This is a genomic window from Nonomuraea soli (assembly GCF_013761175.1).
GTDB classification, from domain to species: Bacteria; Actinomycetota; Actinomycetes; order Streptosporangiales; family Streptosporangiaceae; genus Nonomuraea; species Nonomuraea soli.
Genome location: NZ_JACDUR010000002.1, coordinates 219487 through 246347, shown reverse-complemented (window position 1 = coordinate 246347; position 26861 = coordinate 219487). Strand labels below are relative to the sequence as shown.

General features: G+C 73.3%; 20 protein-coding genes. 14 read left to right on the top strand and 6 right to left on the bottom strand.

Translation table 11 applies throughout. From position 1 onward, the window contains the following. Nucleotides 1–95: 95 nt before the first annotated feature. Entirely contained in the window at nucleotides 96–1382 is a 1287-nt protein-coding gene (locus HNR30_RS08420) for a serine hydrolase domain-containing protein (protein WP_181609184.1), read from the bottom strand. Nucleotides 1383–1499: 117 nt separating this feature from the next. Here HNR30_RS08420 and HNR30_RS08415 point away from each other — a divergent pair, with 117 nt between their 5' ends. From HNR30_RS08415 to HNR30_RS08390, 6 genes are read left to right on the top strand one after another with little or no spacing between them, the layout of a single operon-like run. Then, nucleotides 1500–2009 carry a SigE family RNA polymerase sigma factor gene (locus tag HNR30_RS08415; RefSeq protein WP_181609183.1) on the top strand — a complete coding sequence of 170 codons (510 nt, stop codon included), beginning with the start codon at nucleotides 1500–1502 and terminating at the stop codon, nucleotides 2007–2009. Further along, nucleotides 2006–3196: a TolB-like translocation protein gene (locus HNR30_RS08410; RefSeq protein ID WP_181609182.1), complete on the top strand. Its 1191-nt coding sequence runs from the start codon at nucleotides 2006–2008 to the stop codon at nucleotides 3194–3196. Before HNR30_RS08415 ends, HNR30_RS08410 begins: the two co-directional genes overlap by 4 nt. 28 nt (nucleotides 3197–3224) lie before the next feature. Then, on the top strand, nucleotides 3225–4007 hold the full coding sequence (locus tag HNR30_RS08405) for an alpha/beta hydrolase (protein ID WP_220133380.1): 783 nt from the start codon (nucleotides 3225–3227) through the stop codon (nucleotides 4005–4007). Nucleotides 4008–4046: 39 nt separating this feature from the next. Continuing rightward, entirely contained in the window at nucleotides 4047–4808 is a 762-nt protein-coding gene (locus HNR30_RS08400) for a dioxygenase family protein (protein ID WP_220133379.1), read from the top strand. Between the two features lie 4 nt (nucleotides 4809–4812). Beyond that, entirely contained in the window at nucleotides 4813–7254 is a 2442-nt protein-coding gene (locus HNR30_RS08395; RefSeq protein WP_312894288.1) for an excinuclease ABC subunit UvrA, read from the top strand. A 14-nt stretch (nucleotides 7255–7268) separates the two neighbouring features. After that, nucleotides 7269–7826, top strand: a complete 558-nt coding sequence (locus HNR30_RS08390) for a carboxymuconolactone decarboxylase family protein (RefSeq protein WP_181609180.1) — start codon at nucleotides 7269–7271, stop codon at nucleotides 7824–7826. On the opposite strand, the gene HNR30_RS08385 is transcribed toward HNR30_RS08390, so the two are convergent. From HNR30_RS08385 to HNR30_RS08370, 4 genes are read right to left on the bottom strand one after another with little or no spacing between them, the layout of a single operon-like run. Beyond that, nucleotides 7823–9709 (bottom strand): DUF5107 domain-containing protein, encoded by a 1887-nt coding sequence (locus HNR30_RS08385; protein ID WP_181609179.1) that lies wholly within the window; start codon nucleotides 9707–9709, stop codon nucleotides 7823–7825. The two genes, HNR30_RS08390 and HNR30_RS08385, sit on opposite strands and share 4 nt — an antisense overlap. Continuing rightward, entirely contained in the window at nucleotides 9706–10536 is an 831-nt protein-coding gene (locus tag HNR30_RS08380; RefSeq protein WP_181609178.1) for a carbohydrate ABC transporter permease, read from the bottom strand. Before HNR30_RS08380 ends, HNR30_RS08385 begins: the two co-directional genes overlap by 4 nt. Nucleotides 10537–10553: 17 nt before the next feature. After that, nucleotides 10554–11444 carry a carbohydrate ABC transporter permease gene (locus HNR30_RS08375; protein ID WP_181609177.1) on the bottom strand — a complete coding sequence of 297 codons (891 nt, stop codon included), beginning with the start codon at nucleotides 11442–11444 and terminating at the stop codon, nucleotides 10554–10556. Beyond that, entirely contained in the window at nucleotides 11444–12763 is a 1320-nt protein-coding gene (locus tag HNR30_RS08370) for an ABC transporter substrate-binding protein (protein ID WP_181609176.1), read from the bottom strand. Before HNR30_RS08370 ends, HNR30_RS08375 begins: the two co-directional genes overlap by 1 nt. A 204-nt stretch (nucleotides 12764–12967) precedes the next feature. On the opposite strand from HNR30_RS08370, the gene HNR30_RS08365 reads away from it, so the two are divergent. From HNR30_RS08365 to HNR30_RS08330, 8 genes are all read left to right on the top strand, one after another. Further along, nucleotides 12968–13963 (top strand): LacI family DNA-binding transcriptional regulator, encoded by a 996-nt coding sequence (locus HNR30_RS08365; RefSeq protein ID WP_246378180.1) that lies wholly within the window; start codon nucleotides 12968–12970, stop codon nucleotides 13961–13963. A 203-nt stretch (nucleotides 13964–14166) separates the two neighbouring features. Further along, the gene (locus tag HNR30_RS08360; protein ID WP_181609174.1) at nucleotides 14167–17292 is read left to right on the top strand and encodes a non-ribosomal peptide synthetase; all 3126 of its coding nucleotides are present in this window, start codon (nucleotides 14167–14169) and stop codon (nucleotides 17290–17292) included. Further along, entirely contained in the window at nucleotides 17289–17510 is a 222-nt protein-coding gene (locus HNR30_RS08355) for an MbtH family protein (protein WP_246377958.1), read from the top strand. Before HNR30_RS08360 ends, HNR30_RS08355 begins: the two co-directional genes overlap by 4 nt. Before the next feature lies 1 nt (nucleotide 17511). Next, complete coding sequence (locus HNR30_RS08350; protein WP_181609173.1) at nucleotides 17512–18729, top strand: MFS transporter; 1218 nt, start codon at nucleotides 17512–17514, stop codon at nucleotides 18727–18729. After that, nucleotides 18726–21905, top strand: a complete 3180-nt coding sequence (locus HNR30_RS08345; RefSeq protein WP_181609172.1) for a type I polyketide synthase — start codon at nucleotides 18726–18728, stop codon at nucleotides 21903–21905. The genes HNR30_RS08350 and HNR30_RS08345 overlap by 4 nt, the downstream gene beginning before the upstream one ends. Then, on the top strand, nucleotides 21902–22633 hold the full coding sequence (locus tag HNR30_RS08340) for a thioesterase II family protein (protein ID WP_181609171.1): 732 nt from the start codon (nucleotides 21902–21904) through the stop codon (nucleotides 22631–22633). Before HNR30_RS08345 ends, HNR30_RS08340 begins: the two co-directional genes overlap by 4 nt. Further along, a complete protein-coding gene (locus HNR30_RS08335; RefSeq protein WP_181609170.1) occupies nucleotides 22599–24239 on the top strand; it encodes an acyl-CoA dehydrogenase family protein in 1641 nt (546 codons plus the stop codon). Before HNR30_RS08340 ends, HNR30_RS08335 begins: the two co-directional genes overlap by 35 nt. Then, nucleotides 24226–25953, top strand: coding sequence for an amino acid adenylation domain-containing protein (locus HNR30_RS08330; RefSeq protein WP_181609169.1), 1728 nt, complete (start codon nucleotides 24226–24228; stop codon nucleotides 25951–25953). The genes HNR30_RS08335 and HNR30_RS08330 overlap by 14 nt, the downstream gene beginning before the upstream one ends. Here the strand turns inward: HNR30_RS08330 and HNR30_RS08325 are convergent. Continuing rightward, the gene (locus HNR30_RS08325) at nucleotides 25892–26803 is read right to left on the bottom strand and encodes a carotenoid biosynthesis protein (RefSeq protein ID WP_181609168.1); all 912 of its coding nucleotides are present in this window, start codon (nucleotides 26801–26803) and stop codon (nucleotides 25892–25894) included. The two genes, HNR30_RS08330 and HNR30_RS08325, sit on opposite strands and share 62 nt — an antisense overlap. Nucleotides 26804–26861: the final 58 nt, after the last annotated feature.

The window sequence follows — 26861 nt, the reverse complement described above, 5'->3', positions numbered from 1 at the left end:
ACAGGACCCCGCAGTCAGGGTCCGCCGCCCGAGATCCGCCGCCCGAGATCCGCCGCCCGAGATCCGCCGCTGGGGCCCGCCGTCGAAGGATCTCGTCAGAGGTTCTCGTCGGAGGTCAGCAGGTCGCGGGTGAAGCGGTAGGTGGCCCACCGCATGCCCGTCACCCGCCCGTCACCGTCGCGCACGAGCTCCAGCCGCTCGCCGACCTCGCGGCCCTCGGTGGCGCGCAGCAGGTCGGCGCCCTCCGGCGCGAACACCGTCGTCTTCATCCCCGGCACCCGCATCTCCAGGCGCCCGCCGCTCCAGTGGAAGGCGAAGCGGTGCCCCTCCGACCACCACGGCCCCAGCACCGAGGCGTACTCGGCGGGCGCGGCCTCACCGGGTGTCCACGGGGCGATGTCGACCGGGTCGTGCTCCAGCGAGACGGCGATCAGCCGGTGCGGCAGCGCGGGCACCCCGTCGGCGTTCGACGACGAGCCGAGGACGGCGGCGCCGATCCGGTTGGCCGCGTCGTAGACGACCCCCGCCAGGAACCCGGGCATCGCGCCCCCGTGGCCGGCGTGGGTGCGTCCGTCGTCCTGGCGCTGCACGCTGATGCCCAGCCCCCAGGCGCGGTTCCAGTCGACGAACGCCTGCGGCCTGGCCATCTCGCGTGCCGTCTGCGGCGCCAGCACCGCGGGGTCGGGGTCGGCCAGGAACAGCGCCCACCTGGCCATGTCGCCCGCCGTACTCCACATCTGGGCGGCGGGCGCCAGGCCCGCGGTGTCGAAGTGCGGTTCCGGGCGCACGGCGTCGGTGTAGGCGTCGACCAGGTAGCCCTGGGTGAACGGCGGGCGCGGCAGCACGGTGGTGTCGGCGAGCCCGAGCGGCTCCAGGAGCCGCTCGGCCAGCGCGCGCTCCCAGGTGGTGCCGCGCTTGGCGGCGACGAGGTGGCCGAGCAGGGCGTAGGCGAGGTTGGAGTAGTGCCAGCGGTCGCCGGGCGCCAGCACGGCCTCGGCCTTGTCGAGCTCGGCGATCAGCCGTTCGCCGGCGGGCACGTCGATGGCGTCCCAGACCTGGCCGTACGGCTCGCGCTGCAGCCCGGCCGTGTGCGAGAGCAGGTCGCGGACGGTCAGGTCGCCGTGGGAGGGGACGTCGAGGTGTGCGCCGAGGGGGTCGTCGAGCCGCAGCAGCCCTTCGTCCCTGAGCTGCATCACGAGCACGGCGGTGAAGGTCTTGGTCACCGAGCCGATGCGGAACTGCTCGTGCGGCCCGGCGTTGAGCCCGAACTCCCAGCCGGGGCGATCGGCCCTGACCACTGCCGCGGCGACGGCGGGCACCCGTTCGTCGGCCTGCAGCCGCCGTACGAGCCGTTCGCACTCTCGTGCCGCCGCGTTACCCACGTTTCGTCCCTTCGTCGGCTGGATGGCCTTCAAGGTACCGAATCAGAATCACTCGCGGCGCAGGCATAGTTCTGGGGGTCCTCCTCGTCCTTGGTGGGTGACAGCCAGGGAGGCCGGGTGGATCCAGATCGTGACGAGAGGTTCAGGGTGTTCGTCGTGGAGCGCTCGGGAGCCCTGTTCAGCACCGCCTTCCTGCTGACGGGTGAGCGTCAGGCCGCCGAGGACCTGGTGCAGTCGGCCCTGGCCGGTACCCTCGCCCGCCTGGAGGGGCTGCGTGACACGGCGGCCATCGAGGGTTACGTGCGGCGGGCGATGTACCACGAGCAGGTGAGCCGGTGGCGGCGGCCACGAGGGCGGGTCGTCTACACCGACAGCGTGCCCGAGCGGGCGCAGCGTGGTCACGACGAGGCGAGCGACCTGCGGCTGGTCATGCGTTCGGCGCTGGGCAGGCTGACCCGCCGCCAGCGCACGATCCTGGTCCTGCGCTACTTCGAGGATCTGCCGGAGGGTGCGATCGCCGGGATGCTCGGCATCAGCGTGGGCGCGGTGCGCAGCCAGATCCACCGGTCGCTGGAACGACTCAAGAAGGTCGCTCCGGAGCTGCGGAGCATGAGGGAGCCGGCGTGAACATCGAAGAGCTGGTGAGGGAGACGCTGGCCGACCTGGCGCGTGAGCAGCAGCCGCCGCCGCCCGCGCGGTTCCTGGCAGGTGCCAGGCGCGAGGGGCGCCGGTGGCGGCGGGTCTGGCGGCCGCTGGCAGCGGCAGCGGCGGTGATCGTCGCCGTCGCGGCGACCGTGGCGGTCCTGCGCTGGAGCAGGGACCTGCCGCAGCCGCCGGCGCAGCGTGAGGTCGCGGGTTCGGGCGAGCCGGCGCCGGTGGAGCGGTTGTGGCCGGATGCGGTGCACGAGCTGCCGCTGAAGTTGCCGGGCCAGACCGTGTACCGCCCTGAGCTGTTCCTCGACGCGGGCAGGCTGCTGATCAGGACCGGCAAGGGCGACAGCGCCGACCCGCCGGTCTGGTGGAGCTACGACGTCGAATCGGGGTCGCACCGGCGGCTGGTGACCTTCGAGCCTCCGGCGGCGACGGACCACACCTCGGCCGTCGTCATGGGGGGCGGCCATCTCGCCTGGTTCACGGTGTCGTACGGGAGCATCAAGGGACGCCTCGACCTCTGGGCGGTCCCGGTCACGGGCGGCACGCCGCGCAAGGTCGCCTCCATCCGCCAGAGCATGAAGTACGGCGACATCGACGCTCTGGAGATCGTGGGTGACCGGATCGTGTGGTCGCGCGGCATCGCCGGAGGCGTCTACACGGCGCCGGTCTCCGGCGGCTCGCCACGCCTGGTCGAGGGGGGCCGCAGCCTCCACCTGCTCCGGTGGCCGTGGGCGACCGCCCCGCCGCGAAGGGCGGGGGATCGCGTCGAGCCCCGTCCTATCTTCCGCCGCCTGGTGAACCTCGAGACCGGCGAGGAGCGCGGCAGCCCGTCCGACGCGATCACCTGCTCCCTGTCGTGGTGCACGACGATGAGGGGCGTGCGCGCGCGCGACGGCGGCCCGTTGCTGCTCTGGCCGGGCGACCTGGGGCTTCGGCATCGTCTCACCGCCGACCGCCTCGTCACCGTGTCAAGGAACGGACAGGCATATCTGTGGGACGTCAGGACACGGGCGCTGGCCGATCTCGGCGCCCGCTACCCCCTGACACGCAACGACAAGAGCCTCGGCAACTACACCGAACCGTTCCACTCCGTCACCGATCTCCTCATCTACGACCGGGCCGGAAAGCGGATCGTCATCCACCTGCCCGCCATCCGGTGACGAACGGCCGCCAGCTACGGTTGACCGTGTGATCCACCGCAGCCTTCTCGTGGCCGAGCACCACGGCTTCCGCCCGCTGATGCTGGACCTGATCGTGCCCGACGTCGCCGGACCGCATCCCGTGCTGCTCTACCTGCACGGCGGCGGCTGGCTGGGGGGTTCGCCGCGCATCCGGCCGGGGTGGTGGGGCGAGCACGACCCCATCGCGGCGGCCGTGGCGGCGGGGTTCGCGGTGGCGCTGGTGGAGTATCGCATGAGCGCGGAGGCCGTCTTCCCCGCGCAGCTCGACGACGTGCGGGCCGCGCTGGCGTGGGTGCGCGAGCACGGCGCCGCCTACGACCTGTCGGGCCGGATCGGCACGTGGGGCGAGTCGGCGGGCGGTCACCTGGCAGCGCTCGCCGCGCTGACCGACCCGGGCGTCGGGGCGGCCGTGGCGTGGTACCCGGTGACGAACCTGCTCAGTGTCCAGGCGCAGACGGAGCCGGACTCGGCGCTGGACCACGACGCGGCGGACTCTCCCGAGTCGCTGCTCATCGGCGCGCCCGTGCAGGAGGCGCCCGACCTGGCCAAGGCCGCCAGTCCCGTGTCGTACGCGCACGCTGGAGCCGCCCCGATGCTGCTCGTGCACGGCGACGCCGACCGGCTGGTGCCCTGGCGGCAGAGCCAGGAGCTGGCCACGGCGCTGACGGAGGCGGGGGCACGGGCCGAGCTGGTGATCGTGCGGGGGGCCGATCACTGCTTCGTCGGCGTCGACCTGGGCGAGCCGATCCGGGCCAGCCTGGACTTCTTCGGCAGGCATCTGACCGGCTGACGGACGAACACGGGGGACCTCATGGAGAGCACGGGGCGCATGCCCGCCATCTATCTGAGCCACGGTGCTCCGCCGCTGGCCGACGATCCGGTCTGGCCCGGCGAGCTGGCCGCGTGGTCGGCGGCCCTGCCCAGGCCTTCGGCGATCCTCATGGTCTCCGCCCATTGGGAGGAGGCGCCGCTGGCCCTGGGCGCCACCACCACCGTCCCGCTCGTTTACGACTTCTACGGCTTCCCCGAGCACTACTACCGGGTCACCTATCCGGCGCCCGGCGCGCCGGAGCCGGCCGACTCGGTGCGCAAGCTGCTGCGCGCGCCGGGAACGCCCGTGCAGGACGTCCCGGATCGCGGTCTCGACCACGGCGCCTACGTGCCGCTGGTGGAGATGTATCCGGACGCCGACGTCCCGGTCCTGCAGATCTCCATGCCGACGCTCGACCCGGCGCGGCTGATGGAGGTCGGGCGCAGGCTGGCCCCGCTGCGTGACGAGGGCGTGCTGATCGTGGGCTCGGGGTTCTTCACCCACAACCTGTCCGCGCTGCGATACCCGGGCGTGCCCGGCTGGTCGGCGGAGTTCGACGACTGGGGCAGGCGGGCGCTGGAGGCCCACGACGTCGACGCGCTGCTGGACTTCGAGCACAGCTCGCCGGCCGGCCGCATGGCCCACCCGCGCACCGAGCACTTCGCGCCGCTGTTCGTGGCGATGGGCGCGGCCGACGCGGCCGGAGACCTCGACGTCGACCGCAGCGTGATCGACGGGTTCTGGATGGGGCTGGCCAAGCGGTCGGTCCAGTTCGGCTGAGCCCGTGGAGCTGCCGAAAGCGGTCAAGATCTTCGGTGCCAGGACCCACAACCTGCGTGACCTCGACCTCGAGGTGCCGCTGTGGTCGCTGGTGATGCTGACGGGCCTGTCGGGCTCGGGCAAGTCGTCGCTGGCCATGGGCGTGCTGTACGGCGAGGGCTCGCGGCGTTACCTGGAGGGCCTGTCGGCCTACACCCGGCGGCGCGTCGGCCAGGTGGCCAGGCCCGACGTGGACCGGGTGGAGTTCCTGCCGTCGGCGCTGGCGTTGCGGCAGCGCCCGCCGGTGCCGGGCAGGCGCAGCACGGTCGGCACCCTGACCGAGACGTCCAACGTGGTCAGGCTGATGTTCTCCCGGCTGGGCCACCACCTGTGCCCCAACGGCCATCGCATCACGCCGAACCTGGCCCGCAGCGCCGTCGAGTGGATCGACTGCCCGGTCTGCGGTGTGCGCTTCGAGCATCCGAGCGCCGAGTCGTTCTCGTTCAACACGCTGGGCCGCTGCCCCGGATGCGACGGGCTGGGCGTGCGCGACGACGTCGACCCCGAGGCGCTGGTGCCCGATCCCGGCAAGACCGTCGCCGAGGGCGCGATCGCCCCGTGGAACCTGGCCGGGCGCAGCTACATGCCGAACGTCGCCGCCGACCTGGGTGTACGGCTCGACGTGCCGTACGCCGAGCTGAGCGACGAGGAGCGGCGCATCCTCATCGACGGCCCGCCCGTCGCCAGGACCGTGACGCTCACCAGCAAGGCGGGGCGTGCGGTCACCCTCAACCTGACCTACGAGAGCGCCCGCGCGGCCGTCGAGAACGCCATGGCCTCCTCCACCAGCGAGGTCACGCGGCAGCGGCTGAGCCCGTTCTTCACCTCGCGCACCTGCCCCGACTGCCACGGCACGCGCCTGCGCCCGCAGGCCCTGGACAGCACCCTCGCCGGCCTGACCATCGCGCGGGTCAACGCGTTCACCCTCGACGAGCTGGCCGGGTTCGGCGCCGCCGTGGTGCCCGCGCTTCCCGGGGAGATGCGCCCGCTCGCCGTACGGCTGGCGCAGGAGCTGGACGAGGCGGTGGCGCCACTGCTGCGGCTGGGCCTCGGCTACCTGGCCCTGGACCGGGCGGGTGCGACGTTGTCGACCGGGGAGCGGCAGCGCGTCGAGCTGACCGGGACGCTGCGGGCCAGGTCGACGGGCATGCTGTACGTGCTGGACGAGCCGTCGGTCGGGCTGCATCCGTCGAACGTGGCGGGCCTGCGCTCGGCGTTCGAGGCGCTGGTGGCGGCGGGCAACTCGGTCGTGGTCGTCGATCACGACGTCCTGCTGCTGCGCGGGGCCGAGCACCTCATCGAGATGGGGCCGGGAGCGGGGCGGCTCGGCGGCACGGTCGTCGCGCAGGGCTCCCCGGCGGAGCTGGCCGCCGACCCGCGCTCGGTGACCGGGCCCTACCTGTCGGGCCGGGCCGCCGTGCGGGTGCGTGAGGCCCGCCGGCCCACCGGCTGGCTGGCGTTCACCGTCGACCGGCTCTACACGCTGCGCGACGTCGAGGCGCGTGTCCCGCTAGGCTGTCTCACCCTCGTCACCGGCGTGTCGGGGTCGGGCAAGACCGCGCTGATCCTCGACAGCCTGGTGCCGGCGCTGACCCGGCCGCGCCCGCCCGCCCACGTGCGTCTGGCCGACGCCGGGCCGATCCGCCGCTGCGTCGAGGTCGACGCGACGCCGATCGGCCGCAACGCCCGCTCCACCCCGGCCACCTACAGCGGCGCCTTCGACCCGATCCGCAGGCTGTACGGCAGGGCGTCGGGCCGCAGCCCCGGCCACTTCTCCTACAACACCGCCGCCGGGCAGTGCCCCACCTGCGAGGGGCTGGGCGAGCTCGCCCTCGACATCCAGTACCTGCCCGACCTGACCGTGACCTGCCCCGACTGCCAGGGGGCGCGCTACAACCCGGCGGCGCTGGAGGTCACGGTCGACGGGCTGACCATCGCCGACGTGATGCGGCTGAGCGTGACGGACGCGGTCGACCACTTCGCCGGCCACCCCAGGATCGGCGCCCCGCTGCGGGCGATGGAGGAGGTCGGGCTGGGCTACCTGTGCCTGGGCGAGCCGACGCCGAGCCTGTCCGGCGGCGAGGCGCAGCGGCTGCGCCTGGCCACCGCCCTGCACACCGACCAGAACGGCGTGCTGTACGTCTTCGACGAGCCTTCGATCGGGCTGCACCCGGCCGACGTCGCCACCCTGCTCAAGGTGCTCGACCGCCTGCTGGAGGCCGGGGCCACGGTCGTCGTCATCGACCACGACCTGGACGTCGTCGCCAACGCCGACCACGTCATCGACCTCGGCCCCGGCGGCGGCCCGGACGGCGGGCGCATCGTGGCCACCGGCACGCCGGAGCAGATCGCCGCCGATCCAGCGAGCGTGACCGGCAGGTGGCTGCGATCCCACCTGGACCCGTGAAGAAGGAGACACCGATGCGCCTGCCCGGACTGCCGCCGAGCGACCTCGACCCCGGCCAGCGCGCCGTGTACGAGGCGATCACCGGCGGCCCCCGCGCCGAAGGCCCGCGCCTGTTCGCGCTGACCGACGACGAGGGCCGCCTGCTCGGCCCGTTCAACGCCATGCTGCTCAGCCCGCCGCTCGGCGAGGCGCTGCAAGGGCTGGGCGCGGCGATCCGCTACGAGTCGCGGCTGCCGGCGCGCTCGCGCGAGATCGCCATCCTCGCCGTGGCCGCACACTGGGACAGCGCCTTCGAGTGGGCCGCCCACGCGGCCGTCGGGCGGCACGCGGGGCTGAGCGACGACGAACTCGCCGCGATCCGCTCGGGTGGCCGGCCCGGCGACCCGGCGGAGCGCCTGGTGCTGGAGACCGTCCGTGCCCTGCTCACCCGTTCGACGCTGACCGACGAGGAGTACGGCGCGGCGGCCGGCGGCCTCGGGGAGCGGGCGTTGTTCGAGCTCACCACCCTTGTCGGCTACTACGCGCTGCTCGCCCTGCAGCTGCGGGTCTTCTCGGGCGAGCATCCCGGCTAGGCCTCGGGGTGCATGCGGAAGTCGTAGCGTTCCGGCAGCGGCTCGCCGGTGAGCGCCGCCCAGGTCTCGTGCAGGGCGCTCTCCCCTTCCCGCAGGTCGGTCACCTCGAATCCGGCGTCGAAGATCGCCCGCGCCGCGGCCGTGTCGCCCTGGGCGATCAGTGCCCGCGCCCTGAGCAGGTTCACCCGCCCGGTGTGCGGCAGTGTCGCCAGCACGTCGAGGGCCCGGTCGGCCTGCCCGGCGGCGAGCAGCGCCTGGGCGCCCTCCAGTGCCAGCGCGCCGTACAGGGGCTCGCTCGCCGACTCCAGGGCCTCCAGGTACAGGCCCGACTCGCCGGTCGCGATCGCCAGGCACCGCAGCGCCCACGGCGTGGGGCGCAGGGCGATCGAGCGGCGCCAGGCCCGCTCGGCGGCCTCGCGATCACCGCGGTGCCACAGCGCCACCCCGAGGTGGTAGGCCGTCGTCCAGGTCCGCGGCGCCCGCTCCAGCAGCCGCCGCCACCCGGCCGAGACGAGGCTGGGGCCGGGTCCTGTCTCGCTGTCCGGCATGGCGCCGGTGGCCAGCAGCGCCCGCCACGGTTCCTGCTCCGGCCCCAGCGTGAGCGCGGGGAACGGCGTCCCCGGCGTCGCCGCCCCGGTCCGCGCCACCTCCAGCGCCCCCCACCCGGATCCGGCCGCCAGCGTTTCGGCCGGAGCCCGGTCGGCGCAGCCGAGCCACGCCTTGTAGGCGGCGTCCACCTCCACGGCGGGAAGCCGCCGCTCGAGCGCGTCCTCGGCGGCACGCACCGCCTGCCCCCAGTCGTCGCCGTGCACCGCCCGAGCGTCGGCTTCGAGCGGCCCGTACGCCTCCAGCCACGAGAACGCCTCACCGCCCGGCAGCGGCACGTGCTCCAGCTGGGTGCGGGCCAGCCCGGCCTGGATCTCCAGGTAGCCGCCCGTGCCCGGCTCGGTGAGCCACTCCTGCCAGCGCCGCCCGCCCGCGCCCCTGCCCCACAGGAAGAGCTTGCGCCCCCGCAGGACTGCGGTCGAGGTCTGCACCAGGCCGCGGCCCGAGCCGTCGAGCGCGGCGATCCAGCGCCTGCGCTCCTCCAGCTCGAAGAAGTAGTCGGCGGCCTGCCCCGCGCGTGCCGGGTAACTGCGGTCCAGGCCCTCCCAGGCGGGGATCGGCACGTCGTGCAGCCGTCCCGCGTAGCCGAAGTGCCAGGCGCGCTCGGCGGGGGCCAGGACCCGGGTGTCCTCGGACTCGGGGACCGCGATGTTCGACCACCAGTAGGCCGGGACCTCGTGATCGTGCGGGTTGCGCACGCGCACGCCGACGAACAGGAAGTCGCCGTCGTCGGGCAGCCAGAAGTCGACCTGGTAGGGCAGGTCCCTGGTGCGCTCCCACTCCCACAGGCGCACCATCGGGGTGCCGTCCGGCGCGGGGAGCCGTGCGGCGAACAGCGGGCGGCACGACTGGGCGGTGTGCCCGGTGGAGCCGCTGTTCCACTCCACGCCGCCGGAGAACCAGGCGCCGGTCAGGCCGAAGTTGGCCGGTTGCAGGACGGGGTTGCGGTAGAGCAGCTCGCCGTGGTCGCGGTGGACCAGGGACGCCAGGCGCCCGCCCAGTCCCGGCAGGATGGTGGCGGTCAGCCTGCCGTTGCCGAGCTCGAGCGCCTCGACCTCACGCTCCTGCCGTACTCTGCCGTAGCCGTCCTGCACGAGGTACGGCAGGACGGAGGCGAGCCTGCCGTACCCGAGCTGGAAGGCCATGTCGCCGGGCACGTCCGCGGGCACGGGCGTGGTGTGGACCTCGCCCGGACCGCCCAGCGGCGGCAGGGGGTTGTCGGGTCCCACCCGCGCGACCGGCATCCTGAGCGTGATCTGGCGGACCGTCGTGGTCATTTGCCCATCCCCAAGGTCAATCCGTCGGTGACCCGGCGCCCCACCCAGGCGAACAGCGCGATCATCGGGAGCACGACGACGCAGATGCCCGCGAACATACCGCCCCAGTTGGTGCCGGTGTACTGCTGTTGCTGCGCGAACCCGATCAGCGCCACCGGGAGCGTCTCCCTCTCGGTCTCCTGCATCAGTACCAGCGCCAGCATCGTCTCGTTCCAGGAGACGATGAGCTGCAGGACGAAGACGGTGACCAGGCCGGGCCGGGCGACCGGCAGCACGACCCGCAGGAACGTCGTCCACGCCCCGGCGCCGTCGAGTGCGGCGGCCTCCTCCAGCTCACCCGGCAGCGACCGGAAGAAGCCCGTGAGCAGGAAGACGGTGAAGGGCATGGCGGTGCCGATGTAGGCGAGGGTCAGCCCGGTCAGCGTCGAGGTCAGTTCGAGGCTGCTGAGCATCAGGAAGATCGGCAGCAGGATGACCTGCGTCGGCACGCCGGTGCCGAGCGCGAACAGCAGCGTCAGCGGCCGTCCCGCCCGGTTCATCGTCCGGCTCAGCGCGTAGGCGGCCGGTGCGGCGATCACGACGGCCAGCACCGACGACACCAGGCCGACGATCACGCTGTTGACCGCCGCCCTGCCGAAGTTGCCCACCTCGAGCGCAGTGAGGTAGTTGTCGAGCGTCGGCGGGATCGGCAGCCGCCACGGGTGGTCGAAGACGTCCCTGGTGGTCTTCAGCGACGTGATCACGACCCAGGCCAGCAGGGCCACGTTGGCGGCGACGATCGTCCAGACCGCCGCCCGCATGGGCGCGAGCGAGCGCGTCGTCCTCACGGTTACGGCACCTCCTTCTAGAACTGGATGGCTTCACGGTCGAGGGCGCGCCGCAGCAGCAGCACGATCAGGGCCGCGATGAGGAGGCTGAACAGGGCGCTGGCGGCGGTCATCCCGAGCTCGGGCGGCGAGCCGCTGCCGCCGTAGGTGGCGGCGTAGCTGTACAGCGCGACGGTCCAGGTCTTGTTCGGCGGCATGCCCGCCGTGCCGCCGCCGAAGACCAGGACCAGCTCGAACACCTTGATCGAGCTGATCGTCCACAGCAGGGCGCAGACGCTGAAGACGTCCCAGCTGAGCGGGATCGTGACGTGCCGCATGCGCTGCCAGGCGTTGGCTCCCATGAGGGCGCAGTCCTCGTAGAAGTAGCGGGGGATGCGGTCGACGGCGGCCATGATGATGGTGGTGTAGTAGCCGACGGCCGCCCAGATCGCGACGATCATGATGAGGGCGAAGGTGTTGTCGACCGACAGCCACTTGGGCGGGTCCTCGACGCCGAACACGCCGCGCAGGATCGTGTTGACCAGGCCGTCGGGGTTGAACAGGAATCCCGCCACGATCGCCGGGACCAGCGCGCTGACGATGTTGGGAAAGAACAGCACGTTGCGCGCGATGAGCCTGCCGCGCATCTCCCTGAGCACCATCGTCAGCGCGAAGCCGATGAGGAAGGTCGCCCCTCCCGCGATCACGAGCAGCTTCAGCGTGTTCAGCAGGGCCTGGTGGAAGATCGGGTCTCCCACCAGGCGCACGTAGTTGCGCAGGCCGACGAACCTCGCCTCGCCGTACCCCGCGGTCTCCTGCAGGCTGATCCAGACCGCGTAGAGGGCCGGTCCGAGGACGAACGTCAGCAGGAAGGCGAAGGCCGGGGCGACCATGGGGACGAAGGCGCGCTGCCGGGACCTGGAGATCATCAGTTGCCCTGGTTCTTCCAGAACTCGGCCTGCACGCCGGCGATCTTGTCGACGAACTCCTGAGCGGAGAGCTTGCCGTTGAACAGCTCGCCCAGCGTGGAGTAGTAGACCTTGTCGGCCCAGCCCGGCACGCTCAGGCCCGCGGCGAACGGGTAGGTCGCCGCGACGCCGTCGAGCTGCTTCTTCAGCCCGGCCAGCGCCTCGGGCACGACCGCGTCCTCGCGCGGCGACAGCACCGAGGCGGTCCTGGCGAGGTCGTCGGCGAAGGTCTTGCTCGTGAGGTGGGCGATGAAACGCTCGCCCGCCTCGACGTTCTTCGCCTTGGTGGGCATCGCGAAGCCGAACTGCACGACCTCCTCGCCCTGGGCCGGTCCGCCGACCTTGGGGAAGGGCATCGAGGCGGGCTTGAAGCCGGGCTTGGCGTAGGTGCCCACCTCGCCGGGCAACCACGAACCCATGATCATGAAGGCGGCCTTGTTCTGCGCCCAGTTCTTCTGCTGCTCGGGGTACTTGCTGGCGTCGTAGCCCTTGAGCAGGTAGCCCTGCCTGGCGAATTTCTCGATCTGCTGGGCGGCGGCCAGCACTTCGGGCTTCCTCCAGGCCTCGCCGGTGCGGTCCTCGGCGACGGCCTTGAGGCCGTCGGCGCCGATGGTGCGGTAGAGGTAGTAGTTCATCCAGTAGGAGTCGGACCAGTACTGCTCGCCGTCCGCCGTGATCGGCGCCATCGCGCCGCCGGCCTTGAGCCTGTCGAGCAGGGCGGTGAAGGAGGCCCAGTCCTTGGGCGGCGCCGCGGCCACCTCGGGCAGCGCGGCGGCGTCGTAGAAGAGCCCGATGCCGGCGACGCTGTAGGGCACCATGTACGGCTCGCCGGAGGCCAGCTTGAGTGCGGGGCTCTGGGTGTACTTGGCGGGGATGACGTCCTTGACCTTCTTGCCCGGCTCGCCCGGCACGTCGGCCTCGTAGACCTTGCCCAGCCCGCGCGCCACGCCCGGCGTGACCATGAACGGCCGGATGGTGTCGTCGGACTGGTCGACGACGTCGGGCACCTTGGAGGTGGTCAGCGCGGCGGGCAGCTTCTGCTTGACGACGTCGCGGCCGGCCCATTCGACGCTGACCTTGATGCCGGTGTCCTTGGTGAACCGCTCGATCGCCGCCTGCAGGGCGACCTGCTGGGGTTCGCCCTGCTTCCACATGGACCAGTAGACGAGTTCCTTCGAGGCTGCCTGAGCGGCTCCCTGGGGCGCAGGGTCGCCGCCGCAGGCGGTGACCAGTCCGAGGACCAGGGCGCCGGCGGCGAGACGAGAGGAGATGGGGCTCATGGGGGTACCGCCTGTCTTCTCGTGGGGGGTGTCACGGCTGCCCGGACTGTAGGCCATTTTTTACCGGTCAAACAAGACGGTGATGCAAGTTTGTGACCAAGAGCCCCTGCCACAGCTCAGGAATGCGCATTCCAGCGCGCATGGCCTAGGCTGATCACGCTCCAGCCGTTTGACCGATCAACCGAGGAGGCGAGCGTGGTCACGATGCGGGAGGTCGCCGAGCGCGCGGGCGTCACCAAGCAGACGGTGTCCAACGTGGTCACCGGCCGCGTGCGGGTCAGCCCCGCCACCGCCGCCAAGGTGCGCGCCGCCATCGCCGAACTCGGCTACACGCCCAACATCGTCGCCCGATCGCTGGCCACCGGCACCACCATGACCGTCGGCCTCCTCGTACCCACGGTGACCAGCGCCTTCTACGCGACCGTCGTCGAGGAGGCCGAGAACGTCCTGGAGGAGCACGGCTACCACCTGCTGCTGTGCACCACCCGCCAGGACTCCGAACGCGCGCGCGCCCACTTCGCGAGCCTGTCGAGCCGATCCGTCGACGCGCTGCTGATCGCGGGCGACAACGGGCTCAACGACCACCTGCCGCTGCTGGCCGACGCCCGCTTCCCGGTGGCGCTGTGCGCCTGGGAGACCGAGGTCCCCGACACGCTGCCGGTGATCACGCTCGACTACGAGCAGGCCGGGTACCTGGCCGGGCGCCACCTTCGCGACCTCGGCCACGAGCGGGTCGCGATCCTGTCGAGCCCGGTCCATGCCAGCCGCATCGACGGCTTCGTCCGCGCCTTCGCCCGCGACGGGCTCACCGTGCCTCCCTCGGCGATCTTCACGCCGCCCGAGCCCACGGTCTTCGGGGGCTTCACCGCGGCCAGGGCCGCACTGGCCGCCGATCCCGGGCTGACCGCCATCTTCGCGACCTACGACACCATCGCCCTCGGCGCCCTCGAGGCCGCCCGGCTCTCCGGACGCTCGGTGCCGGGGGACCTGTCGATCGTGGGCCACGACGACATCGAGGAGGTACGGCACACGCACCCGGCCCTCACCACGGTCGCCGCGCCCGGACGCGAGATGGCCAGGCAGGCGATCGAGCTCCTGCTGCGGGCCGTCCAGGAGGGCAGACGACCGGTCAATTCGCTGCAGCTGCTGCGCTCCACCCTCGTCGCCCGCGACAGCAGCGGCCCGGCCCCCGGCCGCTGAGCCCCGCCGTCGTGCCGGTCAACTAGGTAAAAGTACGGGTCGCCTTTCTCATCGGGCCTCATTTCAGCCATCCCAGCTGTATGCGGGACACATGTCGGCTTTAACCGGCCTGCAAGTGTCGCGGGATACCTCTTGCGGGGTCGCACGACGCAGCGTCGCCGCCACGATGCGCCCATCCCCTAGATCGAGGAGTTCCGTTTACCATGCCCGACGAATCCGTCCGCCGGGTGTCCGGCTCGACGAGCCAGGCGCATCACACGCAGGAGCGGCCGCCGCTCACCTACGCCCAGCGCGGCCTGTGGCTGCTGGACCGTCTGCATCCGGACAGCCCGCAGTACAACGTGCCCTTCGCCGTGCGGCTGCGCGGCCCGCTCGACGTCCGGGCGATGCGCAGGGCGCTGACCGGGCTCGTGGCCGCGCACGAGACACTGCGCACCGTCTTCCCCACCCACCAGGGCGAGCCGTACCAGGAGGTGCTGCCGGAGCTCGCCGTCGGCATCCCCCTGGTGGAGGGCGCGCCAGAACTGGCCGGCGAGTGGGCGGCCGAGCCCTTCGACCTGGAGCGGGGGCCGCTGATCAGGGCCCGCCTGCTGCGGCTCGGCCCTGACGACCACCTGCTCGTCGTGGTGCTGCACCACATCGTGTGCGACGGCCAGTCGATGCACCTGCTGTTCGACGAGCTCGCCGACCGCTACTCCGGACGGGCCATCGAGCCGGTGCAGGCGGTGCCGTACACCGAGCACGCGACCCGCGAGCGGGAGATGCCGGTGGACCCGGAGGAGATCGACTGGTGGCGTGACCACCTGGCCGGCGCCCCCACCGCGCTCGGCCTGCCCGCCGACCACCGCAGGCCGGCCGTACGCGGGACGGCGGGTGGCACGCATGCCTTCACCCTGCCCGAGCGGCTGATCACGGAGATGGGCACGCTGGCCCGGAGTGCCAGGACCACCTCCTTCGCCGTGCTGACGGCCGTCTACGCCGTCCTGCTCGGCCGGCTGTCGGGGCAGCGGGAACTGCTGGTCGGCACGCCCTTCTCCGGGCGGCTCGACCCCGACCTGGAGCCGGTGATCGGGCTGTTCGTCACGACGTTGCCGCTGCGGATCGACCTGTCGGGCGACCCGGCTTTCGTCGAGGTCGTGCGCCGGGTGCGCGGGGCGTTGCTGGAGGTCCTGGGACACCAGGACACGCCTTTCGAGGCGCTCGTCGACGGGCTGCGGCTGCCGCGCGACCCGTCCAGGACGCCGCTGATCCAGGCGATGCTGACCTTCGACGGCCGGAGGCTGGCCGATCCGCGGTTCGCCGGGCTGGCCGCCGAGGTGTCGATGCTGACCACCCCGACGGCGAAGTTCGACCTGGACTTCATGATCAACAAGGGCGCGGGCGAGGACTTCGACGTCGCGGTCAACTACAGCGCCGAGCTGTTCGAGCCCGAGACGATCGAGCGGCTGGCCGCCCGGTTCGTCCGGCTCGCGAGGGCGGCGGTGCAGGCCCCCGAGACGCCGATCCGAGCGCTGCCGGTGCTCGACGACGCCGAACGGGCGGTGGTCACCGCCTCCTGGAGCACGACCGCCGGACCGTACCCCACCGCAAGGAGCGTGGCCGAGCTCTTCGCCGAGCAGGCGCTGCGCACGCCGGACGCTCCCGCCGTCGAGGCGGACGGCGTCGTGCTCACCTACGCCGAGCTGGACCGCCGCTCCGCGGGGGTGGCCGCCGGGCTGGAGGCCGAGGGCGTGGGTCCTGAGGACGTGGTCGGGATCTGCCTGCCGCGCGGGCTCGGCTACGCCTGCGCGATGCTCGGCGTGCTGCGGGCGGGCGCCGCGTACCTGCCGCTCGACCCGTCGCACCCGGTCGCCCGGCGGCAGGCGCTGCTGGAGGCGGCCCGCGCCCGCACGCTGATCGCCGAGCAGGTGACCAGCGAGAGCGCTGTTTGGAGCGTTCCAAAGCCTGTCCATCCTGCCGCTCTCGCGTACACGATCTTCACCTCCGGCTCGACCGGCGAGCCGAAGGGCGTCGGCGTCACCCACGGCGCGCTGGCCAACCACGCCCAGGCCATCCGCGACCGCTTCGAGCTCACCGCCGGCGACCGGGTCCTGCAGTTCACCAATCCGGTCTTCGACGTGGCCGCCGAGGAGCTCTATCCGACCTGGCTGGCGGGCGCCTGCGTGGTCCTGTGCCCGGACCCGGTGCCCGCGCCCACGGACCTGACCTCCTTCCTCACCGCCCACCGCGTCACCGTGGCGAACCTGCCCTCCGGCTACTGGCAGGAGTGGGCCGCCACCGTCGGCCACGACGTGCCCGGCCTGCGCCTGGTCGTCATCGGCAGCGAAAGCGTCGACGCCGCCGCGGTGGAACGCTGGGCCCGGCGGGTTCCCGTCCCGCTCGTCAACGCCTACGGCCTCACCGAGACGACCATCACCGCCCTCGCCCACCAGGTCCGATCCGCCGACTGGAACGTTCCAGTCGGACGGCCGCTCCCCGGCCTGCGCGCCCTGGTGCTCGACGGCGAGCTGGAACCCGTCGCGCCCGGCGTCACCGGCGAGCTCTACATCGGCGGCGCCGGGCTGGCCCGCGGCTACCTCGGCCGCCCCGACCTCACCGCCGACCGGTTCGTCCCCGACCCGTACGGCGAGCCCGGCGAGCGGCTGCACCGCACGGGCGACCGTGCCCGCTGGCAGGCCGACGGCACGCTCGAACTCCTGGGCCGCGCCGACGAGCAGCTCAAGGTGCACGGCCACCGCATCGAACCGGCCGAGGTCGAGGCCGCGCTGCACAGCCACCCGGCCGTCGCGCGAGCGGCCGTGGCCGCCTGGGAGGGCAGGCTGGTCGCCTACGTGACGCCCGCCGTTCCCACCGGCCTGCGCGACTACCTGGCGCAGCGGCTCCCCGCGCACCTGGTGCCGACCGTCCTGACCCCGCTGGCCGAGCTGCCCACCACGGCGGGCGGCAAGCTCGACCGCCGCGCGCTGCCCGCCCCCAGGCTGGACCTCGACCGGCCGGTCACGCCGCCCCGCACGGAACTGGAGCGGCTGCTGGCCGCGCTCTGGTCGCGGGCGCTCGACCTGGACCCGATCGGCGTGCACGACAACTTCTTCGACCTGGGCGGCACGTCGTTCTCCCTGGCCACGGTGCACGCCGGGCTCAAGGAGCGGCTGGGCGGAGCAATCCCGCTGGTCACCCTCTACGAGCACCCCACGATCTCCGCCCTCGCCGCGGCGCTGGCCGCACCCGGCCACGACGACGGCGCCACCCCGGCCCCCGCTCCCGCTTCCGGCGAGGGGCTGCGCGCCGGCCGCGCCAGGCTCCGGCGCCGCCGTACCGAAACCCGATGACCACCAAGAGAGGCCTCACCATGTTCGACCACGAGCGCGACTACCAGGTCGTCCACAACGACGAGGGACAGTACTCCCTCTGGCCCGCCGGCCGCCCCGTGCCCTCCGGCTGGAACCCTGACGGGTTCACCGGCCCCAAGGCCGACTGCCTGACGCACATCGCCCAGGTCTGGACCGACCTGCGACCCGCGAGCCTGCGCGCCGCGATGGAGGCCTGACATGAGCCTCTGGCGCAACGGCGACTTCCGCAACCTGTGGCTGGCCCAGTCGGTCAGCCTGGTCGGCACCCAGGTCACCCTGCTCGCCTTCCCCCTGGCCGCGCTGCTGCTGGGCGGCTCCGCCCTCGAGGTGAGCCTGCTGGCGGCGGTCGAGTTCGTCCCGGTCCTGTTACTGGGGCTGCCCGTCGGCGCGTGGGTCGAGCGGCTGCCGCTGCGGCCCGTGCTCATCGCCTCCGACCTGATCAGGGCGGGCGCGCTGGCCGTCGTCCCGCTCGCGTACGTCATGGACATGCTCACCATGCCCCTGCTGTACGGCGTGGCGTTCATGATCGGCCTGGCCACGCTCTTCTTCGACGTCGCCCACCTGTCCTACCTGCCCGACCTGGTGACCGAGGAGCAGCTCACCGACGGCAACGCCAAGCTGGAGACCTCCAGGTCGCTGTCGCAGCTGGCCGGTCCCGGCCTGGGCGGCGGGCTGGTGCAGTTCCTGACCGCGCCCGTCGCCATCGCCCTCGACTCGCTCACCTACCTGGCCTCGGCGCTGTTCCTGACCCGCATCAGCAAGCCGAGCAGGCCGCCGCAGCCCACGGGCGAAGGCGGCCTGGGCCGGCAGATCAGCGAGGGCCTGCGCTTCGTCGCCGGTCACCGGCTGCTGCGCCCGCTCATGCTGTCGGCCGCCGCCGCCGAGCTGGCCTTCGCCGCGGTGCTCGCCCTCCAGGTGGTCTACGCGGTCCAGGTGCTGCACCTGAGCGCGGGCATGATCGGACTGGCGCTGGCCGTCGGCAACGCGGGCGGCCTCATCGGCGCGCTGCTGGCCGGCAAGGCGGTCGAGCGGTACGGCCCCGGCCCGGTGATCGTCGGCTCGATCGCGATGTTCGCGGCCGGTGCCGCGATGTTGCCGATGTCGGGTGAGGTCGTCCTGTTCGGCGGCGGCCTGTTCGTCGTCTACCTCGGTGTCGTGCTGTTCAACGTGGTCCAGGTGACGCTCTGCCAGACGGCGACGCCCCCCGGGCTGCTCGGGCGCATGAACGCGACCTTCCGCTTCGTCACCTGGGGCATGGTGCCGCTCGGCGCCGCCCTCGGCGGGCTCCTGGTCGCCCCGCTCGGCCTGCGCGGCGTGTTGTGGATGGCCGCCGCGATCACCGCTCTGTCCATCGTCCCGCCCGTGATGTCGGCCGTGCGCACGCTCCGGGCCTACCCGGAAGGGGTGACGGTATGAACCAGGAGGAGTTCCTCGCCATCGTCGGCATGGCGGGACGTTTCCCCGGCGCCCCCGACACGGTGCGGTTCTGGCACAACGTGGCCAACGGCGTCGAGTCGCTCGGCGTCGACCCTGACCACCCGGGCACCACAGGCTCGGGCACCACGGACTCGGGTCCCGAGGGCTCGGGCACTACGGGATCGGGCGCCACGGGATCGGGCGCCGGTGGATATGGCGTCGTCGAGGACGCCGACGGGTTCGACGCCGCCTTCTTCGGCTACTCGCCGCGCGAGGCCCTGATGCTCGACCCGCAACACCGCGTGTTCCTGGAGTGCGCGTGGGCCGCCCTGGAGGACGCGGGGCTCGACCCGGCGACCTATCCGGGCGCCGTCGGCGTCTACGCGGGCGGCGGCGACACCGGCCACTTCGCCACCCTGATGGCCAACCGCACGTCCTTCCCCGGCGTCTCGGAGTGGCAGTTGCGGCTGTCGGCCGGAGCCGACTTCCTGACCAGCCGCGTCTCCTACAAGCTGGGCCTCACCGGCCCCGCCGTCACCGTGCAGACGGCCTGCTCCACCTCGCTGGTCGCCGTCCACCTCGCGGGCCAGGCACTGCTGGCCGGCGAGTGCGACGTGGCGCTCGCGGGCGGGGTGACCGTACGGGTGCCCGCGCCCACCGGCGAGTTCGGCGACGAGGGCGTGCTGTCACCCGACGGCCGCTGCCGTGCCTTCGACGCCGGCGCCTCCGGCACGGTCGGCGGCGACGGCGCGGGCATCGTCGTGCTCAAGCGCCTGCCCGAGGCGATCGAGGACGGCGACCACGTCTACGCCGTCATCCGCGGCACCGCCGTCACCAACGACGGCTCGGGCAAGATGGGCTTCACCGCGCCCAGCGTCGCCGGGCAGGCGGCCGCCGTACGCGCCGCCCACGTGGTCGCCGGCGTCGACCCGGCCACCATCGGCTACGTCGAGGCGCACGGCACCGGCACGCCGGTCGGCGACCCGATCGAGGTGCGGGCGCTGACCAAGGCGTTCGCCGAGGGCACCGGCGAGGTGGGCTTCAGCGTGCTCGGCTCGGTGAAGCCCAACATCGGCCACACGGACGCGGCGGCCGGGGTCGTCGGGTTGATCAAGGCGGCGCTGGCGCTCCGGCACGAGCTCATCCCGGGGACGCTGCACTTCCGCACGCCCAACCCGGAGCTGGGGCTGGAGGGGAGCCCGTTCCGGGTCAGCGCCGAGCCGGTGCCGTGGCCGCGCGGCGCCACCCCGCGCCGCGCGGGGGTGAACTCGCTGGGGATCGGCGGCACCAACGCGCACGCCGTCCTGGAGGAGGCGCCGGCGGCCGAGCCGTCGGGGGCGGGGCGGCCGGTGCAGCTCCTGCCGCTGTCGGCCCGCACCCCCGCCGCCCTCCGCACCGCCGCCGCCCGCCTGGCCGCCCACCTCGCGAACGACGACCGCATGGGCGGGCAAGGGGCGGCCGCGAGCCTCGCGGACACGGGCCGCTCAGAGGCGGGCCTCGTAAACGCGGGCCTCGCGGACACCGAGCTCGTGGGCGCGGGCCTCGCGGACACGGGGCTCGGCGATCCTGGACTCGCCGACGTGGCGTGGACGCTGCAGACCGGCCGGCGGGCGTTCGCTCACCGGGCCTTCGTGGTGGCCGCCGACCGGGCGCAAGCCATACAGGCCCTGCGCGACCCCGGCCTGGCGCTCGGCGAGGGCGCGGCCTCCCCCGGGGTGGCGTTCCTCTTCCCCGGCCAGGGCGGCCAGCACGTCGGCATGGGCCGCGACCTCTACGAGCAGGAACCCGTCTTCCGCGCCGAGGTGGACCTGATCGCCGACCTCGCCCGCCCGTCGCTCGGCCTCGACCTGCGCGAGGTCCTGTACGGCGGGGCGCCCGGGGCGGCAGCCGAGATGGCGACCATGCGCGTCGGCCAGCCCGCCCTGTTCGCTGTGGAGTACGCCACGGCGAGGCTGTGGCAGTCCAGGGGCGTCGTCCCCGAGGTCGTCCTGGGTCACAGCCTCGGGGCCTACGCGGCCGCCGTGATCGCGGGAGTGCTGTCGCCCGCCGGCGCTCTGGCCCTGGTGCTGGAGCGGGGCGTGCTGCTCGGCGGGCTCGCGGAGGGCGCGATGCTCGCGGTGCCCCTGCCCGAGGAGCGGGTCGTGCGCCTCGCCGGCGACCGGCTGTCGGTCGCCGCCGTCAACAGCCACGACCAGACGGTTCTGGCCGGGCCCGCGGCCGACATCGCCGAGCTGCGTGAGCGGCTGGCCGCCGACGGGGTGGACGCGCGGGTACTGCACATCAGCGCCGCCGCCCACTCGCGGCTGGTCGAGCCGGTCGTGGCCTGCTTCGAGCAGCGTGTCGCGCGTACGGAGCTCCGGCCGCCGGCGATCACGTGGATCTCCGACCGCACCGGCCTGCCGGTCACCGCCGGGCAGGCGTGCGATCCGGCGTACTGGAGCGGGCACCTGCGTCACACGGTGCGCTTCGCCGACGCGCTGAGCACGTTGCTGAACGGGTCTTCGCGGGTGCTGCTGGAGCTGGGGCCGGGGCGGACGCTCGGGACTCTGGCGCGCAAGCACCCGGGCGCCGGTTCCGGCGTCGTCACGGTGCCGAGCCTGCCGCATCCGGGGGATCCGGCGGGGGCGGACCGCACGATGCTGGCGGCGACCGGGCGGTTGTGGCAGGCCGGGGTGGCGGTGGACTGGCCGGCGCTGCACGAGGGTGAGCGCCGGTTGCGGGTTCCCCTGCCCGGCTACCCGTTCGAACGCCGCAGGTTCCGCCTGGAGCCGCCCGAGCGGCTGACGGGCTCCGCGCCGGCGCAGCGGGAGGTGCTCGCGGGAGCGCTCGACGAGGTCGCCGAACACACCCCCGGCAGCACGCACGGCGGCACGGTCGGCGGCGCGCACGGCGGCGCGCACGGCGGCACGGTCGACGGCACGGTCGACGGCACGGTCGACGGAGCGGGCACGGAGCGGGCCCTGGCCGAGGCCTTCGGTGAGGTGCTCGGCATGGAGCCCGGCGAGCTCACCCCTCACGACGACTTCTTCGACCTGGGCGGCGACTCCGTCGTCGCCACCCAGGTCGTCTCGCTGATCCGCCGCTCGGTCGGCGTCGAGCTCAGCCCCAAGGCGCTGTTCCTGGCGCCGACCGTGCACCGGCTGGCCCGGTTGATCGAGGAAGGACAGGCGGCATGACGGCGACACGATCCCGGTGGCTGCTGTGCAGACGCAGGCGGCCAGGGGCCGCCTCCCGGTTGTACTGCTTCCCGCACAGCGGCGGGGCGGCGGGCGAGTACGTGCGCTGGTCGGACGCGTTACCGGGCACCGAGGTGTGGGGGGTGCAACCGCCCGGCAGGGGCGGGCGCCTGGCCGAGCCCGCGTTCGACTCGATGGCCGCGCTGGTGGAGGCGGTCGTCGGCGAGGCGGCGTTCGAGCCGCCCTACACCCTGTTCGGCCACAGCCTGGGCGCGCTGGTCGCCTACGAGACGGCGTTGCTGCTGCGCGAGCGCGGCCTGCCGGCTCCTGAGCGGCTGATCCTGTCCGCGTACGGCTCGCCGTACCTTCACCGGCCGGGCGAGCCGGTGCACGAGCTCGGCGACACAGCCCTGATGGAGGCGGTGGAACGGGCGTACGGCCCGCTGCCCGACGCGGTGCGGGAGGACGCCGAGCTGCGTTCGCTGGTGCTGGGCGGGCTGCGCGCCGACCTGGCGATCGTCGCCACCTATCGCCCGGCGCCCGCCGTACCGCTGGACATCCCGATCACGGTGGTCGGCGGCGCGGACGACGCCGAGTCGCCCGAGCGGCTCGTCGCCTGGCACGGCCTGACCACCGGCCCCTTCGACCTGCGCCTGTTTCCCGGCGGCCACTTCTACTTCAGGGAGCGATCCGATGAGCTCATGCGATTCCTCGCCGAGCGTGCTTGACGAGCTGTACCGGGGCCGGGTCCGCTGGGACCTGCTGGCCCCCTTCCCCGCCCTGCCGCCCGCACCCCACGCCGTGGAGGAGCTGGCCGCGCTGCTGCGGGCGATGGTCGACCCGGAGGAGGTGGAGCGCACGGGGCAGCTGCCGCCGGCCGCGTTGAAGGCCTTGCGCGAGGAGGGGTTCCTGGCGCTGACGATCGACCGCGAGCTGGGCGGCCTCGGCCTGTCGGACGCGGAGGCCTTCCAGGTGCTGCGGGCGGGAGCCTCGTGGTCGGGCGCGGTCGCCTTCACACTGGGGGTGGGCAACGGCTTCGGCTCGGGGTCCTACCTGCGGGTCCTGCCGCCAGGGCCGCTGCGGGACATGATCTGCGAGCGGGTGGCGGCCGGGATCGTGTCGGGCGGCGCCGACGCCGAGCCCGCGGGCACGGCCAACCGCACCCGCGCCACGGTCGCGGTGCCGGTCGAGGACGGCGCCGCCTACCTGATCAGCGGCGAGAAGGTGTTCATCGGCAACGGCCCGACGGCCGACCTCGTGGACGTCTCGGCGACCATCGAGGGCACCGGCGAGGTGCGGTTGTTCTTCGTCGACACCCGCTCGCCCGGTTTCGAGGTGACGGCCCGGCACGAGTTCATGGGGTTGCGCGGCGCGGCGATCGGCTCGCTGCGGCTGGACCGGGTCCGGGTGCCGGCCGAGTGGCTGATGCCGGAGGACGGCGACGGCTGGCGCATGCGCCCCGACGGGGACGGCGCCGAACAGATCGAGCCTGAAGCGGATCTGGCGGGGCTGGCGCTCCTCGGGCGGCATCTGGTGATCGTCCCGGCGGCGCTGGCGATCGCCCAGCGGTGCCTGCAGTACTCCCGCGACTTCGTCGCCCGCCGCGTGATCGACGGGCGCGGCCTGGGCGAGTACGAGGAGATCCGGCGGGTCGTGGCGGACACGGCGGCCGACGTGTTCACGATCGACTGCCTGTCGCGCTGGGCCCTGCTCGGGCGCGACCGGGCCGACACCCGGCCCGACCTGACCGTGGTCAAGAACCTGGCCTCCCGGCTGTGCTGGAGGGCCGTCGACAGGACGGTGTCGCTGCTGGGCGCGGAGGGCTACGAGAGCGCGGCCAGCAAGGCCAGGCGTGGGGCGCCGCCGCTGCCGGTGGAGCGGCTCTTCCGCGACGCGCGGGCGCTGCGGGTGGCGGGCGGCGTCGACTTCATGCTCGACGCGTGGTCGGCCGAGGCGTCCCTGGCGGCCTTCTACGGGGAGAACAGGGAACCGGCTCCCCAGGTCGCCGGCGGGCGCGCGGTGTTCGTCGAGGAGCAGGCGCGCCGGCTGGCCGAGGTGTGCGGGCGGCTGACCACGGCCCATCCGCGCGAGGAGCTCTTCGCCCGCCAGCGCCTCCTGCGTGTCGTCGGCCGGATCGCGGCCGAGCTGCTGTCCATGTCGGTGGTGCTCGCCGCCGCCGACCCCGAGACGGCCGAGCTGGCCGACATCTCGTGCGCCGGTTCCCGGCACCGGCTGGCCGCGCTCTGGTCGCAGCTGGACCACCCGGAGCCCGGCCGCTCCCCCATCGACGTCCCGCTTCTCACGGAAGGCCTGATCGACCATGCGCGTGCATGAGCTGGTGGCCGCGCACGCGGCCACGGCACCCGGCAACGACGCGATCGTGCACGGAGACACCGTGCTGTCCTACGCCGAACTCGACGCCCGCGCCGAGCGGCTCGCGCGCCGCCTGATGGCGGCGGGCGTCACGCCGGACACGCCGGTCGGCGTGTTCCTGGAGCGTTCACCCGCGTTCGTGCTGGCCGTCCTGGCCGTCCTGAAGGCGGGCGGCGCGTACGTCCCGCTCGACCCCGCCTATCCTCCGGTCCGGCTGTCGATGATGCTGGAGGCGACCGGCGCTCCTGTCGTCGTCACGACGGGTGAGCTGGCCTCCCGGCTGGAGGCGCCCGCGCTGCTGGTGGAGGCCGACGGGCCCGCGGCGGACGGCCCGCTGCCCGCCGTACGGCAGGACAACCTGGCCTACATCATGTTCACCTCGGGTTCCACCGGCGTGCCGAAGGGCGCGTCGATCACGCACCGGGGCATCACCCGCCTCGTCGCCGACCCCGGCTATGTCACGCTCGACGCCGGGGAGAGCGTGCTGCACGCCTCGTCGACGAGCTTCGACGCGGCCACGTTCGAGATCTGGGGCGCGCTGGCCAACGGCGCGCGGCTGGTGGTCGGGCCGGCGGGCCGGCCGTCGGCGCACGAGCTCGGCACGCTGATGCGCGAGCAGGGCGTCACCACGGCCTTCCTCACCACCGGCCTGTTCCACCTGATGGTCGACGAGTGCCTGGACGACCTGGCAGGGCTGCGGCAGCTGCTCACGGGCGGCGACGTGCTCTCGCCCAGCCGCGCCAGGCGGCTGCTGGCCGAGCTGCCGGGCGTCGTGCTGGTCAACGCGTACGGCCCGACGGAGGTCACGACGTTCACCACCTGCCAGGTGCTCACCCCCGAGATGGTGGCGACGGACGCGCCGGTGCCGATCGGCACCGCCATCGACGACACCTGGCTGCGCGTGCTCGACGACGACCTGCTTCCCGCCGAGGTCGGCCACCTGTACGCGGGCGGCGGCGGCCTGGCGCGCGGCTACCTGAACGACCCCGCGCTGACCGCCCAGCGGTTCGTGCCCGACCCGTGGCTGCCGGGCGAGCGCATCTACGCCACCGGCGACCTGGCCAGGATGCGCCTGGACGGGGTCGTGGAGTTCCTCGGCCGGGCCGACCAGCAGATCAAGCGACGCGGATTCCGGGTCGAGCCGGTCGAGATCGAGGAGGCGCTGCGGCAGGATCCGCTGGTGCGTGACGCGGGTGTGGTGGCCGTCGGCGCCGACGCGGAGAGCAAGGTGCTCGTCGCCTACCTGGTGCCGGCCGTGCCCGGCGACGACGTGACGGCCCGCGTCCGTGAGGGCCTGCGCGAGCGGCTGCCCGCCTACCTCATGCCGGACCGCTGGGCGAGCGCCGCGAGCCTGCCGCTGAACGTCAACGGCAAGCTCGACCGCCCCGCCCTGCGCGCCCTCGCGGAGGCGGGCCCGGCGCCCGCTCCGCCGCCGGTCGCCACCGCCGCCCCGCGAGGGGAGGTGGAGACGGAGCTGGCCAGGATCTGGGGCGAGCTGTTCGGGAAGGACCGGATCGGCCGTGACGACGACTTCTTCGAGCTGGGCGGCCACTCGCTGCTGGCCGGACGGCTGAGCGCCCGCCTGCGCGGGAGCCTGGGCAGGCGCATGCCCGTCAGCGCGGTCTTCGACCATCCGACGATCGCGGAGCTGGCCGACTATCTGCGCCGTTCGTGACCTGCCTGGCCAGGGTCAGGGCGGCCAGGAGCGCGATGAAGACCATCCCGTAGAGGGCGGTCAGCGCCGAGGTCTCGTAGATGTCGGCGGTGCGCCAGGTGTGGCCGGCGGCGTCGGTCACGGTGGTGCGCTCGCCGATCAGGTAGGTCAGGAAGAACGGCAGGGCGGTCGCGGCGTACAGCACGAGCGCCTGGACGCGGGTCGCGGTGGCGGCCGGTTCCCGCTCGGGGCCGCGTCGCCGCAGGTACAGGGCGAACAGCTGCAGGAACAGGTAGGCCGTCAGCGACCAGCCCAGGAAGTTGACGAAGGGCACGCCGAAGAACCCGCCGCCGTTCTCCCAGATCCACAACCTGCGCACGGTGGCCAGGGTCGGGTCCATCGCCAGGTCCCAGGCGACCATGGCGAACGACGCCACGACGGGCGTGCCCACGACGGTCAGCGGGCCGCTGCCGCGGCGCACCTCGCCGACGAGCACGGTGGCGACGTTCCACGCCAGGTAGCCGGTGGCCACGTAGGCGGGCCCGATGAAGACGGGCACCAGGAACACCTGGGGGTCCATCGTGTAGTGGTAGACGCCGAACGGGAAGCCGGTCAGGATCGACAGGTTCTCCAGGGCGTTGCTGACCACCAGCGTGACCACGACGAACACGGTGACGGCCGGCCGGCCGTACCTGCGCGCGCCGTGCAGCAGGGTGAACAGCACCTGGGCGAGCAGGAGCAGCGGCACTCCGACGGCCGGCAGGAAGGTCCTGCCGGCCAGCAGGGTCAGGACCAGGCCGGTGAGGATCCACAGGAGCCTGGTGTGCGCCGGGCGCCGGGCGGTGGCGGCGATCGTCTGCGGGGGATGCACGGGTTCGATCCTGCTCCGCCACGCGCGCGGCGGCTTCCGGCAGCGGACGCGGATCGCT